14 protein-coding genes and 2 pseudogenes are annotated in these 17981 nt (G+C 60.3%); 15 read left to right on the forward strand and 1 reads right to left on the reverse strand.

Annotation, left to right across the window (positions count from 1 at the left end; all coding sequences use genetic code 11):
• The first annotated feature begins 246 nt into the window (after positions 1-246).
• From HWY30_RS30840 to HWY30_RS30865, 6 genes and pseudogenes are all read left to right on the forward strand, one after another.
• A complete protein-coding gene (locus HWY30_RS30840) occupies positions 247-1341 on the forward strand; it encodes a porin (protein WP_090812015.1) in 1095 nt (364 codons plus the stop codon).
• Positions 1342-1369: 28 nt separating this feature from the next.
• Positions 1370-2782, forward strand: coding sequence for an MFS transporter (locus HWY30_RS30845; RefSeq protein ID WP_090812013.1), 1413 nt, complete (start codon positions 1370-1372; stop codon positions 2780-2782).
• A 71-nt stretch (positions 2783-2853) separates the two neighbouring features.
• Complete coding sequence (locus HWY30_RS30850; RefSeq protein ID WP_090812012.1) at positions 2854-4218, forward strand: LysR family transcriptional regulator; 1365 nt, start codon at positions 2854-2856, stop codon at positions 4216-4218.
• A complete protein-coding gene (locus HWY30_RS30855; protein WP_090812010.1) occupies positions 4215-4520 on the forward strand; it encodes a DUF4148 domain-containing protein in 306 nt (101 codons plus the stop codon). The genes HWY30_RS30850 and HWY30_RS30855 overlap by 4 nt, the downstream gene beginning before the upstream one ends.
• Positions 4521-4639: 119 nt before the next feature.
• Positions 4640-6268 (forward strand): tannase/feruloyl esterase family alpha/beta hydrolase, encoded by a 1629-nt coding sequence (locus HWY30_RS30860; protein ID WP_090812008.1) that lies wholly within the window; start codon positions 4640-4642, stop codon positions 6266-6268.
• Between the two features lie 225 nt (positions 6269-6493).
• A pseudogene (locus HWY30_RS30865) lies at positions 6494-6805 on the forward strand (transposase); the annotation flags it as partial.
• A 28-nt stretch (positions 6806-6833) separates the two neighbouring features.
• On the opposite strand, the gene HWY30_RS30870 reads toward HWY30_RS30865, so the two are convergent.
• Entirely contained in the window at positions 6834-7382 is a 549-nt protein-coding gene (locus HWY30_RS30870) for a hypothetical protein (RefSeq protein ID WP_167368815.1), read from the reverse strand.
• Between the two features lie 509 nt (positions 7383-7891).
• On the opposite strand from HWY30_RS30870, the gene HWY30_RS30875 reads away from it, so the two are divergent.
• The 9 genes and pseudogenes from HWY30_RS30875 to HWY30_RS41970 form a co-directional block, all read left to right on the forward strand.
• Positions 7892-8830, forward strand: a complete 939-nt coding sequence (locus HWY30_RS30875; RefSeq protein ID WP_090812004.1) for a D-ribose ABC transporter substrate-binding protein — start codon at positions 7892-7894, stop codon at positions 8828-8830.
• A 61-nt stretch (positions 8831-8891) separates the two neighbouring features.
• Positions 8892-9545: a DUF2291 family protein gene (locus tag HWY30_RS30880; protein WP_090812002.1), complete on the forward strand. Its 654-nt coding sequence runs from the start codon at positions 8892-8894 to the stop codon at positions 9543-9545.
• Positions 9545-11107 (forward strand): sugar ABC transporter ATP-binding protein, encoded by a 1563-nt coding sequence (locus HWY30_RS30885; RefSeq protein WP_090812000.1) that lies wholly within the window; start codon positions 9545-9547, stop codon positions 11105-11107. Before HWY30_RS30880 ends, HWY30_RS30885 begins: the two co-directional genes overlap by 1 nt.
• Before the next feature lie 76 nt (positions 11108-11183).
• Positions 11184-12251, forward strand: coding sequence for an ABC transporter permease (locus HWY30_RS30890; RefSeq protein ID WP_090811999.1), 1068 nt, complete (start codon positions 11184-11186; stop codon positions 12249-12251).
• Positions 12252-13361 carry a Gfo/Idh/MocA family protein gene (locus HWY30_RS30895; RefSeq protein ID WP_208524337.1) on the forward strand — a complete coding sequence of 370 codons (1110 nt, stop codon included), beginning with the start codon at positions 12252-12254 and terminating at the stop codon, positions 13359-13361. It abuts the gene before it with no gap.
• Positions 13358-15319: a D-apionate lactonase gene (apnL, locus tag HWY30_RS30900; protein ID WP_090811997.1), complete on the forward strand. Its 1962-nt coding sequence runs from the start codon at positions 13358-13360 to the stop codon at positions 15317-15319. The genes HWY30_RS30895 and apnL overlap by 4 nt, the downstream gene beginning before the upstream one ends.
• A gap of 209 nt (positions 15320-15528) precedes the next feature.
• A complete protein-coding gene (locus HWY30_RS30905) occupies positions 15529-16896 on the forward strand; it encodes an MFS transporter (RefSeq protein ID WP_090812576.1) in 1368 nt (455 codons plus the stop codon).
• Between the two features lie 49 nt (positions 16897-16945).
• A complete protein-coding gene (locus HWY30_RS30910; protein WP_090811996.1) occupies positions 16946-17776 on the forward strand; it encodes a phosphogluconate dehydrogenase C-terminal domain-containing protein in 831 nt (276 codons plus the stop codon).
• A 70-nt stretch (positions 17777-17846) separates the two neighbouring features.
• Positions 17847-17981, forward strand: a pseudogene (locus HWY30_RS41970) (ribulose 1,5-bisphosphate carboxylase); the annotation flags it as partial.

Consider the following 17981-nt stretch of genomic DNA (forward strand, 5'->3'; position numbering starts at 1 on the left):
CCTGCCGATTGAGGGCGGACGCGCCTTGGGAATGTGTGCATATAGCGCGATTTATAGGTACAAACCAGCGTAATAACCAGTTAAAACTGGTGGTAATGTATGCATACGTTCGGAGCGACGCTTTGCTTGCACACATTTAAAGGGGCGCCGCCTCACGGATGGATGCGTCCAGCGACTTGAACCGGCTGTGTTCAGGGATCGAACTGCGGAACGAACTCTAATGAAAAGGTTATGGAGGAGATCTAAATGAAGAAGCGTCGGGCAGTACTGGCGGTGTCGGCTGTCTTGAGCATGGGAATGGCGGGGCAGGTTCAGGCACAAAGTAGCGTAACGCTTTACGGCCTGGTACGAGGCGCCGTCGACTTCACGCACTTCTCTTCAACGGCGACCAGCCCCGCTCAATCAGCCACCTACATGACCAACGAAACGTCTTTCTTCGGCTTCACCGGATCGGAAGACCTGGGTGGCGGAGCAAAGGCGATTTTCAAACTCGAAAGTTGGTTCAGCCTTGCGAACGGCGCGCTGACGGTGCCCGGCACGCTCTTCCCGCGTGAAGCATACGTGGGCCTGTCAAGCAGTACCCTGGGTACGTTGGAACTCGGCAGTATCTACACCCCCGCGTTGTGGATCTCCTACGCGGTCGACCCCTACCTGCGCGCCAATAATGGTGCTATCTACAACCTCCTCCAACAGGTCCCGCCGCGCAATAGCTATCGCGGCTTCATTTCGACCCAGAACAACGCGATCGCATACATTTCTCCGACGTTCCTTGACGCGATCACCGCCAGGGCGATGTTCGCACCCAGCGAGAACACGGGACCGCAAAGCCAGATCGGTCAGATGTACTCCGGGTCCATCGAATACAACAAGAAGCCCTTGTACGTCGGGGCCAGCTTTGAACGGAGCTGGGTCAATACGTCTTCGCTTGGCACAGATGCTACTGCTCGGTCTAACACGACGATCACACTGGGTGCGGCATACACCTTTCCCTGGTTCAAGCTGAGTGGTTATTTGCTTCAGAACCAGCTGCAAGGCTTCAACACGCTCAAGGGGTACATGGTCGGTGCGACGGTGCCCGTGGGTACCTCGAAGTTCGTCACGTCGTATTCCTCGACTCACACGGTAAATGCGGATGGCACCAAGGCAGGTGTCTTCGCCGTCGGCTACTTCTACCCGATTTCTAAACGGACCACGCTGTTCACGTCGTTCGCACAGATGCATAACGGCAGCCAGACAGCCTATGGCCTTTGGCCCAGCGAGACGATCTACAACGCGAAAGGATTGCCAGCCAAAGGGCAAAACATTCGGAGCGTAGAAGCGGGCATACAGCACCTGTTCTAAATGAAGCACTAGGCTACTGGAGAGGCAAATGATCAAAGCTGTCGAGAACCCGCTTGGCCCAGGTAATCCGGGTACGAGCACCGCAAGCTCGCGTAATGTGCAAGACATCATCGACTCGCACGAGCTGTCGTTCTATCAGATTTCCGTGGTCGCTTGTTGCGTCATCGTGTTGCTGCTCGACGGATTTGATGCTGTGATGATCGCCTACGTCGCTCCAGTGCTTATCAAGGTTCTGGGCATCACTCCGGGACAGCTAGGGCCGCTATTCTCGGCGGGCCTCGCAGGTCTGACCGTTGGTGCGTTTCTGTGCGGTCCGCTCGCCGATAAGTTCGGTCGTAAGCCTGTGCTTGTCGCCTCGATATTGATTTTCGGCGGATTCACTCTCGCGACGGCGGCAGCAAACACGTTGACCTGGCTTATCGTGCTGCGCTTCGCGGCCGGCGTCGGGCTCGGCGGAGCCGGACCGAGCGCGATGGCGCTCGTGGCGGAACTTTCGCCGACCCGTCTCCGTGCGTCGCAAATCGCTTGGCTCGGATGTGGCATCCCCGTCGGGGGGGCGGTCGCTGGATTTGCGGCGGCGAAGCTCATTCCAGCGTTCGGATGGACGTCGATGTTCGTCGTTGGGGGAGCATTACCGCTTCTGGTGGCCATCGTTGTTGCAGTCTGGGTTCCGGAATCGATCCGCTTTTTGCTGGTGAGGCCTGGAAACGATGCCAGAGCGCGCCGGATCTTGGCCCGGATTGCTCCGGACTTCAGCCAATCGAATCTGCAACTCTCGGTCGGTCGGACCTCTGAGAACTCAGGCACGCTGCGCGACCTGGTGGGCAACGGTCTGGGCGTCTCTACGGTACTGCTCTGGATCGCCGCCTTTTGCATGCTGCTGGTCGTGTACTTCCTCACGAACTGGCTTCCCGTCTTGTTCCGTACCACGCACTACACAATGAGCGAGACATCGATCCTGCTCGGCCTGTTCTTGGTCGGATCACCGGTCGGTAGCCTTAGCATCGGATATCTGATGGACAGGATCAATCGCTACCTTTGCATGGCCGTGACTGCTTTCATCGCAGCGATATGCTTCATCATCATTGGCCGGGTGACTGAGGAAGTCGCATTCGCCGGCGTGACGATCTTCTTCCTCGGTGCCAGCTGCGGCGCCTGCGTGACCGGTACGAGTATCCTCGCAAGTTTCATCTATCCCGGTCAGATTCGGGCGACTGGCATCGGCTGGACGAATGGCTTTGCCCGAGTCGGTTCAATCGTGGGCGCGATGTGTGGCGGGATTCTCCTGGCATCGGGCGTTTCGTTGTCAGCCCTCCTGCAGCTCGTCTCTCTTCCATGCTTCATCGCGGTCGTTGCATTCCTGTTCCTCAAGGGAACCGTAGGTCGATACCAAAGATCGCGTCAACGGAGCGACCCACTCACACCTCAGGTTCTTAACTAGCTGAGATCGACCCGCCCGTTCTTTCGTGGGCCTGCTTGCAGGCCTACCTGTGAATCCTCTACGAGATCGCGATGGCCGCCGCCTTCCCTGACTGCCTTTTTCCCTCGCCGCACGTGTCCGGGCCTCCCCCGGAGGCGTTTCTGGGCACGTCGAACGATGCTGACGCGTTGGACGTCAATCTCAGATATCTGCAGGTATTTGTCTCGGTCTCTGCAACCGGGGGCGTTTCTCAAGCATCGCGAATGATGTTTCGGGCGCAGTCGGCTATGACACGATCCATCAAAGGTCTGGAGCAGCAACTGAATGGGGAGCTATTTGAGCGATCGTCGACTGGGATGCGACTAACCGCCATAGGAAAGTGCGTACTCGCTCGCGCGGAAAGGGTGATACGCCACCTCGAAAATGCGATCTCCGAGTGCGCGGGTCAAAAGTCGAAAAAGACGACGTCTGGTGAACGCGCACTTGTACCCGCATGTCTGCTCAACGCTCGTCGTCTTGAGGCGCTGGTGCTGCTTGAAAAGACGCGTCACATGCCCACTGCCGCGCGGGCGCTCGGCATCACACAACCGGCAGTAAGCGCGGCGATGGCCGTATTGCAAGCTGGGACCGGGTACAAGCTTTTTGAGCGAAGCGCCCACGGACTTTCTCCTACAAGGGAGGGGCGGGCTCTCACACATCATTGCGCGCAAGCGCTGAACGAACTCAAGAAGATTCGCGACGATATTTCCGCGTATAGAGGAGCGCTGCGTGGTCACGTCGTAGTCGGCGCCTTACCGTTAGGACGTTCCAGCATCCTGCCCGGTGCGATTGCGGCTTTGCTCGAGAAGCACCCAGGCATCCGCGTAACGACTGACGAGAGTTGCTACAGAAGCCTTGCGACGTCGCTCCGGATGGGAGACGTCGACTTCATTCTCGGCGCGCTGCGGGACGTGCCTGATGAGGATATGCACGCGGAGGGTCTGTTTAAGGAAAGAATGTCGCTAATGGTGCGAAGCGATCATCCACTGGCGTGTCATGACGCGCTCGACCTGTCAGATCTGTTCCGGTTTCGGTGGATCCTTCCACGAGGCGACTCGCCAGCGAGGAAATTGGTCGACGCGGCGTTCCATCAGCGAAACCTGGTTGCACCGTCTCCTACGGTCGAAACCGCCGATCTGGCGATCATCCGAGGGCTGCTGTTGGGAAGTGACGCGATTGCAGCGGTGTCCGACCGGCAGTTGGACCACGAAATAACACAGGGCGATGTCGTCAAGCTGCATATCGGGCTAGCCGAGACTGAACGGTGGATCGGACTCTTGCGGCGCAAAAGCTCAAATCCGTCCCCCGCAGCTCGCGCACTTATGGAAGAGATTAAGCGAATCTCACGCTTGGACGAGTCAGCAATCGCCGCAAAACAGGCACTCAACAAACGTCTACGTATGGAGCAAAGCACATGAGAATCAGGGCCATCTTCACCGCCATCATGATCGGTACGGTCGTCTGTCTGACTAGTTCGGGCGCTTCAGCACAAGACGCAATCAGCGCGAGCTCTCCTGCTTCCACAAAACAAGCCCAAAAGCAGGCGCAAAAGCAGGCGCGAAAGCAAGCGCGGGCCAAGAATAAAGCGGAGATCAAGCAGCTGCAGAAGAATGGTTTCGATCCGGCAGACGGCGAGGCCGGCTATCCGCAAAACATTCAGCGCGCCGAACGCCGATCCCAGGCATCTGGAGCAGGCGCCGCCAGTGCTCCCGCTAAATAGCGGACGAACGTCTGCCCTTCTTACATTGAACAAGACATAGCTGGAAAAGGAGCGAAACGACCATAACCAGATCGTCAGTATTCTGATATGCAGACCTAATTAAAATGCGGAGATGATTGATGAAATGCTCTCACATTCCCTCTCGGGTTATGTTTTTGGGTTTAGCTTTCGTGCTAGGCGCATGCGGTGGACACGATGACAACTCCAACCCTCCCCTCACGACCGCTGCCGCACCGCTGTCCTGTGATCAGGTCGGTGCACTGAAAATCAACGGTGTGACGCTGAACGCCAAGACGGTCGCTGCGACATCGACGAACCCTGAGAACTGCACGGTTAGCGGCGCGATCGCGCCAAGCCAAGGCGGCTATAGCATCAACTTCGCCCTGACCCTTCCCACCACTTGGAACGGAAAGGCAATCCAAGGCGGGGGAGGTGGCTTCGATGGGGTGATCAGTCCAGTGACGGGCCCGAATTGGGCAACTCCAACTGCGGCCGCTGCATTCCCGCAAAAAGGCTATGCGACGTACTCAAGCGATTCGGGTCACTCAGGTGGCTCCGATGCGTCGTTTGCATTGAACAACGAAGCGTTCCTCGATTACGGATCTGCGGCGTTGAAAAAGGTCAAAGACGTCGCGACGCAGATCATCACCGATCGGTATGCGAAAGCACCTTCCAAGACTTACTTCATTGGATTTTCGGAAGGAGGAAGAGAAGGGCTCGAAGTCGCTCAGACTTATCCAAACGATTACGACGGCATCATCGTCGGAGATCCGGTCCAAAACCTGACATTGCAGTTCATATCTCACCTCAGCGTGACGAAAGGATTTTTTGCTAACAACGGCGCTGGTTGGCTCGATGCGAACAAGCAAAATGTCCTTGGACAGTATGTGCTGAACGCTTGCGATGAACTAGACGGCTTGAAGGACGGGTTGATCGCGAACGGGTTTGCCTGTAAGCCCGACATTGCGCCGCTGCGCTGCCCTAACGGAGTCGATGCCGGAGACACCTGCCTGTCAGACGCTCAGATCACAGCGGTGAACAATGCACGTGCTAACCTGACGCTGCCTTATGCGCTTGCAAATGGCATCACGACGATCGCCGGGAAGCCTTGGGGTAACGAGCTTTTCAGTTCTGGCGGTTATTTCAGGTCGACATACCTTGGAACCGCGCCCGTCCCGTCGGCACCTGAACCGAACCTGAAAACCGATGCGCTTTTGTACTACCTGGCCAACGAAGCCGTTCGGTATATGTTCGTTCAGAATGCTCAAGCTGATCCTCGCGTCTGGGACTGGAACGACACTTCCAATGCTGCGCGACTGCAATATGTCTCATCAGTGTTTGATTCGACCAAGAGCGATCTCTCAGCGTTCATGCAGCGCGGCGGGAAGCTCATCATCTATGCTGGCGGAGCCTCGGAGGTCGCGCCAGCCGAGACGGCTGCATATTATCAACGTCTCGTTGCCAAGATGGGGCAGGCTACGGTTGATAAGTTCGTGCGCTTCTATGTTTTCCCTGGAGTAACTCACGGCGGAGTGACAGCGAACGGGACACCGCGTGGAGCGGATCTGATGTCGGCCTTCGAAACCTGGGAAGACAACGGCGCGGCGCCGGGTGACTTGGTCAATTCGTCTGGCAGCGCAGGGACCACGACTGAAACATGGCCGCTGTGCCGTTATCCGGCTTACCCGCGCTATAGCGGTTCCGGCGATCCATCGTCTGCATCAAGTTTCACCTGTTCGACCATTTAAGTCGATCGGGCGTGCCTGCTTCACTTTCCTATGATCGTGAGCGGGTACTGCTGGAGGTGTCGCATATCGAAAACTGCCAGGCGTCCCGGACCGGCGCCTCCCCGGTCAGGGATCCTGCCCGCCCAGGCTCTGATGTGATGGACGACTCCCGCTAAGCGGCGAGAGATTTATGCCAAAGTGGAGAAGTCGTGACGTCCGCGGCAAAGGAGCGGCCGGACTTGCTGATTGTCGCCGTCCACCGCATCGGCCCTGGCAGCCTCGATTGGAAGCGCGCGAGCCTTTTGCAGCGGCCGGGAACTCGCTGCGTGGCTGGGCCTGGTCCCGCGCCAGCATTCCTCCGGAGGCACGCCGCGCCTGCTGGGCATCAGCAAGCGCGGCGATGCGGCATTACGAACACTTCTGATTCACGGCGCCCGCGCCGTTATCCGCATGGCAGCGACCAAACCCGAGATGGCTGATTCCTGGCTGATGAAACTGTGTCGACGCCGACACAAAAACATCGCTGCCGTAGCGCTCGCGGCAAAGAATGTACGGATAGAGGTCCCCGTTTCGGGAGAATCTCGGCTCACCCGGTTCGTACCGAGGTCTTCGCCGCCAGGCGGTCGGGCAACGCCGCCAGGAACCGAAGCAGCTCGGGCACGATCGCTTCGTGCGCATCCTCTTGAAGAAAATGGCCTGCGTCCTCGATGCGAGTCACTTCAGCGTCCGGAAAGGTCTGCAGCCACATGCCCTCGAGCGTCTCGGGCGAGAACGCAAGGTCGCGCATCGCCCACATGATCCGCACCGGGCGGCCGCGGAAGTGGCGCTCGAGCCCGTGCTCGATTCGACCCATCATGTCAGCCACCGGGCCGTCAGGTCCTGTAGGTATCTGGCGCGGAAAAACGAGAACACCGGTTCGGCTCTCCCAGGTCGGGTGCGGAGCGAGGTAAGCCCGGCGCACGGCCGGCGTCAGTCGCTCGCGATGAACGACGCCGACTTTGAAGAAGAAAAGCCGGGTGAAGAGTTGGAGGCCTTTCACCATGAACTCGCCAACGCCCGGCACGGGGTAATCGTCCTTTTCGTGCAAAATCTGGCGCTTTGTTTTGAAATGCCATGACTTTTCAATGGCTTGCAAGATCGAGTTTGGCGTAACGAACGCGGAAACGGAAAGCCTTACTGGTCACGGCTCTCCGGGAGACGAGCGCCAGATTTTGCACGAAAAGGACGATTACCCCAGAACGCAATGGCGCGCGGTCGTGTTGAGTTGGCGGGCCCAAGTGGACCCACCAATGCGTCTTATATCTCCGGACCAACATTCCGGCGCCGCGTTTGGGATGTTTGATCACCACTCGTCGATTGCTCGAAGTTTTCTCTTACTTCCACATGTGGGCGGGGCGCCGGGCATATCGGCGGACCTAGAAAGCCGTGAGCCACGCGCGTGGAAACTTGCATGCCCGGTCCCGCGCCTTCGGCTATCCCGGGCGCGGCTCTAGTTCCGCGTGTTATCGAAAACCCTGGCGAAATACCCGTTTTCAACGGCCGTCGCGTTGGTATGATGACATCATCACGGCATAAGTGATCACCTTTAAAACCGCCGTCCGCTGGTTTGTTTGCTTCGCCCAGACGTCCAACCAGGAGACAAAGATGAACCGTTCGAAACGCTGGGTCGCGATTGCCGCGGCCACGCTGAGCTTGTTCGCTGTAGCAGGCGCCGCCCAGGCGGCCAACCTGATCGCCATCATCACCCCTTCGCATGACAATCCCTTCTTCAAGGCAGAAGCCGACACCGCCAATGCGCGGGCGAAGTCGCTTGGCTATGACACCATCGTTCTGGTTCACGACGACGATGCGAGCAAGCAATCAAATCTCGTCGACACCGCCATCGCACGCGGCGCGAAGGCAATCATTCTCGACAACGCCGGCTCCGAGGCATCGATCGCCGCCGTACGCAAGGCGAAGGACGCCGGCATTCCGTCGTTCCTGATCGACCGCGAAATCAACGCGACGGGTATCGCCGTGTCGCAGATCGTTTCCAATAACTATCAGGGCGCACAGCTTGGCGGCCGCGCGTTCGTCAAGGCGCTCGGTGAAAAGGGCAACTACGTCGAACTGGTGGGACGTGAAGCCGATATCAACGCGGGCATCCGGTCGAAGGGCTATCACGACGTGATCGACCAGTTTCCGGGCATGAAGATGGTCGAGCGGCAATCGGCCAACTGGAGTCAGACAGAGGCGTATCGGGTAACGGAGACGATCCTGCAGAGCCACCCCGATATCAAAGGCGTGATTGCCGGCAACGACACCATGGCGATGGGTGCATCGGCCGCGTTGAAGGCCGCCAAACGCAGCGATGTCATCGTGGTGGGTTTTGACGGCAGCAACGACGTGCGCGATGCGATTGTGCGTAACGACATCCGCGCGACAGTGCTGCAACCCGCTGCGCTTGCGGCGACGCAAGCCGTCGAACAGGCCGACAAGTATCTGAAGACCGGTTCGACCGGCAAGCCCGAAAAGCAGCTGATCAACTGCTCGCTGATCACGAAGGCGAACGCCGGCAAGCTCGACATGTTCGCGCTGCGCTAAAGCTGTGTGCCCGGGGACGCGCGGTCCCCGGTTCCTCATCCGCTGTTGATGGAGGTAATACATGAGAGCTATGGTTTATGCGGCCGTGGTGCTGGTCGCGAGTGTCGCGCTGGCCGGCTGCAAACTCGTCAAGAACGACGCGCAAGCGTCGAAAGGCTCGCGCGATGCGTATTCGTCGACGAACTATGACCCGAACGCGATGGTCGCGTCGATGTGGAGCAGCAAGGTCGTGCCCGACGTCGAAAAGCGTGCAACCGACATCGGCGTGCTGCTCGACGCGATCAAGGCCGATCCCGACGCAGCAGGCAAGAAATACGGCTATCGCGGCAAGGACGAAAGTGCGCCGTGGATTTTCCCGACCCGGCTGCACGGCAAGATAGTCTCGGTCGATACCGAATCGAGCCAGGGCACGATCGGCATCGATACGAAGGGCGACGGCATCGCTGACGTGATCGTCGATATCGGACCCACCGTGCTCGGCACGACCTTGCGCGACTCGCTGGATTTCATCTCATTCGCGGATTTTCGCAATCAGATCGAATACGCCCGCTTCGGCACAGCCCTCAACGCCTACGCGGCCACCCATGTGATGAAGCCGTTGCCGCGCAAAGACCTGAAAGGTCAAATGGTGAGCGTGACGGGCGCGTTCTCATACGACAGTTCGAGCGAGCAGCCGGAAGTGGTGCCGCTCGCCGCTGCCCTCGGAGCGAAGTGATGAATGCACCGTCGCTTGATGACGACGTGATTCTCCACGTCGAAGCAGTCACCAAGGTTTACCCCGGCACTGTCGCGTTGAAGGAAGTCAACTTCGGTGTGCGACGCGGCGCGGTCAACGTGCTGGTCGGCGAAAACGGCGCGGGCAAGTCCACGCTGATGAAGATCATTGCGGGGGCCGAACAGCCAAGCACGGGGCGCCTGATACTCGACGGCACGCCGATCGAACTGGCCAGCAGCGCGCAGGCGCTACGGCATGGCATCGGCATCGTGTTTCAGGAACTGAACCTGTTTCCGAATCTGACGATCGCGGAGAACGTGTTCATCGCGCATGAAATCACACGTGGCGGTATCGATATCGACGCGGATGCGCAGTGCCGCAAGGTGTGCGAACTGCTCAAGCGGCTCGAACTCGACGTGAGTCCCGACACGCTCGTCGAAGACTTGCGGATCGGCCAGCAGCAACTGGTGGAAATCGCCAAGGCGCTGGCGCACGACGCGCGCATCCTGATTCTCGACGAGCCGACTTCGGCGCTCAGCGCGGCGGAAGTCGACGTGCTGTTTCAGGTGATCGCCGATCTGAAGTCGCAAGGCGTGGCGATTGTCTATATCTCGCACCGGCTCGAAGAACTGATCCGCATCGGCGACTACATTACCGTGTTGCGTGACGGCCGCATCACCGGGCATCAGCCGATGGCGCAGGTGGACGTGCCGTGGATCGTGCGTCAGATGGTGGGCCGTGACACCAAGGATTTCTCGCGTCCGGTCGGCCACGAACGCGGCGGCGAAGTGCTGACGGTGCGTGACGTATCGCTGCCGCACAAGGGTGCGGGTCTGCTGGTCGATCACGTGTCGCTGTCGCTGCATGCGGGCGAGATCGTCGGCATATACGGTTTGATGGGAGCGGGGCGTTCGGAACTGTTCGAGTGCATTCTGGGCTGCCATCCTCACGCGACGGGCGACATCATGCTCGACGGCAAATCGCTGAACGACAAGCCGATTGCGAAGCGCGTCGCCGCTGGCTTAGCGCTCATTCCGGAAGACCGCAAGGCCGATGCATTGCTGCCGATCCTGTCGATCGGCAGCAACATGACGCTGTCAAGCCTCGCCGACTTCGCGCGCGGCTTTCACATTCAGACGCAACGCGAGCAAGGCTCGATCACGAGCTATATCCGCGATCTCGCAATCAAGGTCGCTGACTGGCGTCTGCCAGTCAGTTCGCTATCGGGCGGCAACCAGCAAAAGGTGATCATCGCGCGCGCGGTGATGACCGCGCCAAAAGTGCTGCTGATGGACGAACCGAGCCGAGGCATCGACGTCGGCGCGAAAGCGGACATTTTCAAGGTGATGCGCGATCTGGCGGTTAAAGGACTCGGCATTCTGTTCGTCACGTCCGATCTCGAAGAGGTGATGGCGCTGTCAGACCGCATTCTGGTGATGTCGAATGGCCGCGTCACGGCTGAGTTCGACGCGGCGGATGCGACGCAGGACGCGCTCGTGGCGGCGTCGGCGATCGGGCATCGGGTCGAGCACTCGCCAACCGACGAACGCGCTGCCGCCTGACATTTCACTTGCAGCGGCTGCGACCGTTCATGCAACGTTCAGACGCGGCCGTCACACGACTACTGGAGACTTTCCGATGACCACAGCAATCAATCGCGCTGCTCCCGGCGCGAGCTTCAGCGAGGCGCCGCTTTTGTTGTTGCTGAAACTGCGGACGTTTATCGCGCTCTTTGCCGTCGTGATCTTTTTCTCGTTTGCCGCGCACAACTTTCTCAGCATCGAGAACATGCTCATCATGTCGCGGCACGTTGCGCTCAATGCGTTTCTCGCGATCGGCATGACCTTCGTGATCGTGGCGGGCGGGATCGATCTGTCGGTGGGGTCGATTGTCGGGCTGTCGGGCATGGTCGCCGGCGGGCTGATCCTGAACGGCATCCCGGTCGGCAGCAACTACACGCTTTATCTGAGCGTGCCCGAAGTGATCGGCGTGGCGCTATTGTCGGGCGTGGCGGTCGGCGCGTTGAACGGCCTGCTGATTACGCGCCTGAACGTCGCGCCGTTCATCGCGACGCTCGGCACGCTGTATATCGCACGCGGTGCCGCGTTGTTGTCGTCGGGCGGCGAGACCTTCCCGAACCTCACCGGCAATCCGGATTTCGGCACGACAGGCTTTCCGATCCTCGGCAGCGCATCGATTCTCGGTATTCCGCTGACGGTGTGGCTGCTTGCCCTCGTCGGCGTGGTGGCCGCCTATATCGCCGCGCGCACGCCACTCGGCCGGCAAATTTATGCGATCGGCAGCAACGAGCGCGCGGCGCAACTGTCCGGCGTGCGAGTCAATCGCGTGAAGATGTTCGTCTACATGTTTTCGGGTTTCTGCGCGGCGATCGTCGGGCTGATTATTTCATCGGAACTAGTTGCGTCGCACCCGTTGAGCGGCGAGACCTTCGAACTCAACGCGATCGCTGCGGCGGTGTTGGGCGGAACATCGATGTCGGGCGGCCGCGGCAAGATCGGTGGCACGATCATCGGTGCATTCGTGATCGGCATTCTGTCGGACGGACTCGTGATGATGGGTGTCAGTTCGTTCTGGCAGACGGTGATCAAAGGCGTCGTGATCGTCGCGGCGGTGGTGGTCGACCAGATCCAACGCCGCGTTCAGCAGCGCTTTGCATTGCAGAAGCAAGCGGCCACGGGAGCGTGAATGATGACGACATCTATCGCTCAGGAAAAGGTCTTTAGAGGCGGTCTGATCGGCTGCGGGTTTTTCTCGCGCAATCATCTGCATGCGTGGCACGAGATCGACGGCGTTCAGATCGTCGCGCTGTGCGATGCGAACCGCGAGCGGCTCGACGCGACCGGGCGCGAGTTCGGCATCGACCTCCTGTACACCGATGCCGCCGCGATGCTGCGCGACGAACAACTGGATTTCGTCGATATCGCGACCACGGTGGCGAGCCATCGTCCTCTGGTCGAACTGGCTGCGGGCGCGGGCGTCGCGGTCATCTGCCAGAAGCCTTTCGCACCGACGCTGGCAGACGCTCAAGCGATGGTCGCCGCGTGCCGCGACGCTGGCGTGCTGCTGATGGTGCATGAGAATTTTCGCTGGCAGACGGCGATCCAGGCCGTTGGTCGTGCATTGCGAGAGGGTGCGATCGGCACGCCGTTCTGGGGGCGCGTGTCGTTTCGCTCGGCTTTCGACGTGTTCAGCGGCCAACCGTATCTCGCGCATGGCGAGCGGTTTATCGTCGAAGACCTGGGCATTCATATTCTCGACATCGCGCGGTTTCTGTTCGGCAATGTGGCCCATTTGAGCGCAACGATTTCGCGCGTGAATCCGTCGATTGCCGGAGAGGATGTCGCGACCATCCTGCTGGGCCATGAATCGGGCGCGACGAGCGTGGTGGATTGCAGCTACGCGTCGCGACTTCCAAACGAGCTGTTTCCGCAGACGTTGATCGAAGTAGACGGCGCGAACGGCACGTTGCGTCTCGGCGCAGACTACCGGCTGACCATTCATACGCGCGACGGCACGCTTAACGAAACTGTGGCGCCGGAGTCGTTAAAGTGGGCGTCTGCGCCATGGGAAGCGATACAAGGCAGCGTGCTGAACATCCAGCGGCATTGGATCGCGCGTCTGCGTGACGGCATTGAACCGGCGACGAGCGGACGCGACAACCTGCACACGCTTGCGCTGGTCGAAGCGACCTATCTGTCCGCGCTTGAGAAGCGCACGGTGGCGCTCGATATCGACGCGCTAGCCGGGCGGACTTCGGCGCAAGCAATGAGCACTGCGGATGCGGTGAACGAATGAACGCCGACCTCGCGCAGATCTACTACGGCACACGTCAGGAAGAATCGCGCGGGCGAACGCTGAGCGCGGGCGCGTGGTCGGCCGTGCTGATCGATGGCGCATTGCGCGATGTGCGCTTTGAGGGCGTCGAAGTGATCCGGGCGATTGCCTACGTGGTGCGTGATCGCGACTGGGGCACGTGTCGTCCCGCGATGTCCAGTATTGAAATCGACGAACACGCCGACGGGTTTCGCCTTGCGTACGCCGCTGAAATCGCGAATCCGGATGGGCATCGCCTGACTTACTCAGTCGAAATCGAAGCGACGAGTAACGATGGACTCACATTCCGCTCACGCGCGAGCGCACAGACTGCATTTCTGACCGCGCGTTGCGGGTTCTGCGTGCTGCATCCAGTCGACGGCGTGGCGGGCGCACCGGCGCGCATCGAGCGTGGAGACGGCACGATCGAAGACTCAGCGTTTCCGGTGCTGATCGATCCGTGGCAACCGTTCAAGGACATCCGGTCGATCGAGCACACGCTCGCTTCGGGACTCAAGGTCCGCTGCGCGCTCAAAGGCGATGTGTTCGAGATGGAAGACCAGCGCAACTGGTCTGACGCGTCGTTTAAAACCTATTCACGGCCGCTCGAATTGCCGTGGCCATACCTGCTCGAAGCGGGGACGACGACGGAGCAATCGGTCAGTCTGAGCGTCGACGGTGCACCGCCGCGTTTAGCAACGCGCGGCAACGACAACGCGACAATCGATATCGACGTTAACGGCGCAGGCAACGGCGAGCCGATGTTCGCGCTCGGTGTCGCGGTCGCGCCCGACGAAGCCGACGCCGTGCTGTCAGCGTTGCCCCTATTGGCTGAACTCGCACCGCAACAACTCACGCTGCATTTCGATCCGTCGGCGGGACACAGCGTGGCTGATCTGGCTCGCTTCGCGCAACTTCAACGGGACAGCGGCATCCCGGTCGTGCTCGAATGCGCGCTGCCGGGTGTCGATGCGCCTCGTCTCGAACTGCGGGCCGTCGCGGCGCAGATCGACGAAGCGCGGCTCGTGCTCGCGGGTGTCATGGTGAGTCCATCAGTGCACCGGCAGTCGAATCCGCCGGGCAGCGTCAGTCCTTTTTGTCCGCCGCTCGACGAGGTGTATCGCGAGGCGCGTGGGGTGTTTCCCGGCGTGCGGCTCGGCGGCGGCATGCTGAGCTACTTCACCGAACTCAACCGCAAGCGTCCGCCTCTCGATCTGGTGGACTGGGTGACGCATGCCACGTGTCCGATCGTTCACGCCGCCGACGACGTCAGCGTGATGGAAACACTGGAGACCCTTCCTCACATCACACGCTCGTGCCGCGCGCTGATCGGCACGCGGCCTTATGCGATTGGCCCGGTATCGATCGGCATGCGACAGAACCCGTATGGCTCGCGCGTGATGCCCAATCCGCGCGGCGAACGGATCGCAATGGCCGCCGACGACCCTCGTCAGCGCGGCCTGTTCGGCGCCGCGTGGTTGGCCGGTTATGCGGCCGCGCTCGGCGGCGTGGCGCTTGAACGCCTGACCTTGGGCGCGTTCGTGGGTCCGCGCGGCCTGATCGATTCTTCTTCGAACGGGCCTGCGCGCTATCCGGCCTTTCTTATCGCGGCCGCGTTGGCGCGGATGGCGGGAGAGCCTCGCTTGCATTGCGAGTCGGTGCGTGCGCGCGAAGTCGCGTGTTTCGGCACATCGAGCCGCGACGGGAACGTGCGTCTCGTGATGGCAAATTTGACGGCGGAGTGCCGGACGGTACGAGTGCGGTTCGCCAACGGGTTGCCTTCGTCGTGGCCATTGAGCGTCACCAGACTCGACGAACAGACGATCGCTTCCACGCGGCCCTCTCGCACGATGAACCCGGCGGACGAACTCGTACTCCGTCCGTTTGGCTGCCTGGAGATTGTCTCTGGCAGCACTTCACCCAGCTTCGCTTCCCAGTAATCACAACGCCGGCCAGCGCCGGGCGGGCGATCCGCGTATTCATCACACGACGCGCCGTGGGCGCGCTTCGCCAACCCCTAAAAACCCGCGCTCCGTGAATACCCCAGTGTCTAAATTTTAATCATCATGGTCTACTCATCACACCAGTACATCATATGAGTGATGTGCAACCCCAAAAGGCCTCGCTGCCGACGAAGGAGGGACACCAGATGCAAACCTTAGAAGTGGATCCGGTCGAACGATCGGCGATACGAAAGGTGTCGACGCGGCTCGTGCCGTTCGTCGCGCTGATGTTCTTCATCAACTTTCTCGACCGCACGGCAATTTCGTTCGCCGGCCCGAACGGTATGGCGGAGGATCTCGGCCTCAGCGCCGCCCAATTTGGTCTCGCGGCGGGCGTGTTCTTCATCGGCTACATCATCCTTGAAATCCCGAGCAACCTTGCGCTGCATAAGTTCGGCGCCCGCCGGTGGCTCGCGCGGATCATGGTGACGTGGGGCATCGTCGCGTTGCTGTTCACGTGGGTCAGCAGCATTCCCGGCCTGTACACGTTGCGCTTCCTGCTCGGCGTGGCCGAAGCGGGCTTTTTCCCCGGCGCGATCCTGTTCCTCAGCATGTGGGTGCCGGCGCGCTACCGCAGTCACATCCTCGCGCTGTTCTACCTGGCGCAGCCGTTGACGATCGTGATCGGCGCGCCGGTGGCAGCGTTGCTGATCAACGCACACGGCCTGTTCGGACTCGCTGGGTGGCGCGTCATGTTCTTCGGCGTCGCGATTCCTGCAATCCTGATCGGCGTGATCGCGTGGTTCTACCTGGCGGACCGGCCGTCGCAGGCGAAATGGCTCACGCCCGCCGAGCAACACTGGCTGACCGCGAAGCTCGACGAAGAGGAGCGCGCGAAGACCGTTTCGGTCGCGCCGCATGCGCTGCGTCCCGGCGCCGCGATGATGAGCGCTCGGGTGTGGATGTTCGCCCTCATGTACTTCGGCCTCATCTACGGTTTATATGCGCTGGCGTTCTTTCTGCCGACGATTATTGGCGGCTTCGAGGCCCGTTTTGGCACGCACTTCGATGTGCTACAGAAGGGCATGATCACGGCGATCCCGTACCTGCCCGCCGCGCTCGCACTGTTTTTGTGGAGCCGCGATGCGACGAAGCGCGGCGTGCGCGCCTGGCATATCGGCATTCCCGCGCTGATCGGTGCGGCCAGTATCCCAGTCGCGCTCTACATGCGCTCGCCGACCGCCAGCGTCGCCGTGATTACGATCACTGCGTGCGCGATTTTCTCGGCACTGCCGAACTTCTGGGCGTTACCGGCCCGCACACTTTCCGGCGCCGCCGCCGCGGCTGGGATTGCGTTGATCAATACCGTCGGCAATCTGGCGGGCTTTGTAGCGCCGTACATCACCGGCGTCGTCAAGGACGCGACCGGGTCGTATCAGGCGCCGATGTTCATCGTTGGAGCATTCATGCTGCTGTCGGCCGGGCTTGCGTTCGCGATCGGCTCAGGCGCACGAGTGAGCGCTGCAGACAGCGTCGCGCCATCCAGCCTCGCGCCGCATTCGCATAGCAAGTAGTCAGTTGATGGTCCCCGTTTCACACAACCGTTCACATGGAGATATCGAAATGAACGTGAAAATCGCACTGTTTGGTGCAGGCGGAAAGATGGGCGTTCGTCTGTCGAGCAATCTGTTGAAGTCTGACTATCGTGTGTCACACGTCGAGCCCGGCGCAGCGGGGCAAAAGCGCCTGAAGGATGAACTCGGTGTGCAATGCGTGTCCGCGGACGAGGCGCTGGACGGCGCAGATGTCGTCATTCTCGCCGTGCCGGACACGCTGATTGGCGAGCTGAGCCACGAGATTTCACCGAAGCTGCGCCCGGGCACGATGGTGATGACGCTCGATGCTGCCGCGCCCTTTGCTGGCCATCTGCCGGACCGCAAAGATCTCACATACTTTGTGGCGCACCCGTGCCATCCGCTCATCTTCAATGACGAATCCGACAGCAAGGCGCGCCGCGACTTCTTTGGCGGGGCTTATGCGAAGCAGTCGATTACCAGTGCGCTAATGCAAGGTCCGGAAGAGGCGTTCGATCTCGGGGAAGCCGTGGCGAAAGTCATTTATGCGCCGATTCTGCGCTCGTACCGTCTGACGGTGGACCAGATGGCGATCCTGGAACCCGGCCTTTCGGAGACGATCTGCGCGACGTTGCTCTATGTCATGCGCGAAGCAATGGACGAGACCGTCAAGCGCGGGGTACCGGAACAGGCTGCGCGCGACTTCCTGCTCGGCCACATGAACATCCTTGGTGCCGTGATCTTCAACGAGATTCCTGGCGCGTTCTCCGATGCGTGCAACAAGGCAATCGAGTTCGGCAAGCCGCGCCTGATGCGCGACGACTGGAAGAATGTGTTTGATCGCGAGGAGATCGCGGCAAGCATCCGGCGCATTACGTGAGCATCAGCATGTCATACGCGTACAGCGCACTGCGACGAGTAGCCGAGCAACGAAAACCGAGGACCCGATTGTGACCGAACGCATCCACGCCAGCTACTGGTTAGAAACGGGGATTGATCCGCAGATGGCGGCCGAGGTGATCGCGGGCGAGCAGTCGAGCGGCACCTTTATCGCGCTGCCCAACGAGACGCCGGAGCTGAAGGCG

Origin of the sequence: Paraburkholderia tuberum STM678 (assembly GCF_902833905.1) — a bacterium.
Lineage (GTDB): Bacteria > Pseudomonadota > Gammaproteobacteria > Burkholderiales > Burkholderiaceae > Paraburkholderia > Paraburkholderia tuberum.

What these genes read in the sequence shown, in the direction of transcription:
- HWY30_RS30840 (WP_090812015.1), top strand. Translation starts at nt 247, where the DNA reads ATGAAGAAGCGTCGGGCAGTACTGGCGGTGTCGGCTGTCTTGAGCATG.
- HWY30_RS30845 (WP_090812013.1), top strand. Translation starts at nt 1,370, where the DNA reads ATGATCAAAGCTGTCGAGAACCCGCTTGGCCCAGGTAATCCGGGTACG.
- HWY30_RS30850 (WP_090812012.1), top strand. Translation starts at nt 2,854, where the DNA reads ATGGCCGCCGCCTTCCCTGACTGCCTTTTTCCCTCGCCGCACGTGTCC.
- HWY30_RS30855 (WP_090812010.1), top strand. Translation starts at nt 4,215, where the DNA reads ATGAGAATCAGGGCCATCTTCACCGCCATCATGATCGGTACGGTCGTC.
- HWY30_RS30860 (WP_090812008.1), top strand. Translation starts at nt 4,640, where the DNA reads ATGAAATGCTCTCACATTCCCTCTCGGGTTATGTTTTTGGGTTTAGCT.
- HWY30_RS30875 (WP_090812004.1), top strand. Translation starts at nt 7,892, where the DNA reads ATGAACCGTTCGAAACGCTGGGTCGCGATTGCCGCGGCCACGCTGAGC.
- HWY30_RS30880 (WP_090812002.1), top strand. Translation starts at nt 8,892, where the DNA reads ATGAGAGCTATGGTTTATGCGGCCGTGGTGCTGGTCGCGAGTGTCGCG.
- HWY30_RS30885 (WP_090812000.1), top strand. Translation starts at nt 9,545, where the DNA reads ATGAATGCACCGTCGCTTGATGACGACGTGATTCTCCACGTCGAAGCA.
- HWY30_RS30890 (WP_090811999.1), top strand. Translation starts at nt 11,184, where the DNA reads ATGACCACAGCAATCAATCGCGCTGCTCCCGGCGCGAGCTTCAGCGAG.
- HWY30_RS30895 (WP_208524337.1), top strand. Translation starts at nt 12,252, where the DNA reads ATGATGACGACATCTATCGCTCAGGAAAAGGTCTTTAGAGGCGGTCTG.
- apnL (WP_090811997.1), top strand. Translation starts at nt 13,358, where the DNA reads ATGAACGCCGACCTCGCGCAGATCTACTACGGCACACGTCAGGAAGAA.
- HWY30_RS30905 (WP_090812576.1), top strand. Translation starts at nt 15,529, where the DNA reads ATGCAAACCTTAGAAGTGGATCCGGTCGAACGATCGGCGATACGAAAG.
- HWY30_RS30910 (WP_090811996.1), top strand. Translation starts at nt 16,946, where the DNA reads ATGAACGTGAAAATCGCACTGTTTGGTGCAGGCGGAAAGATGGGCGTT.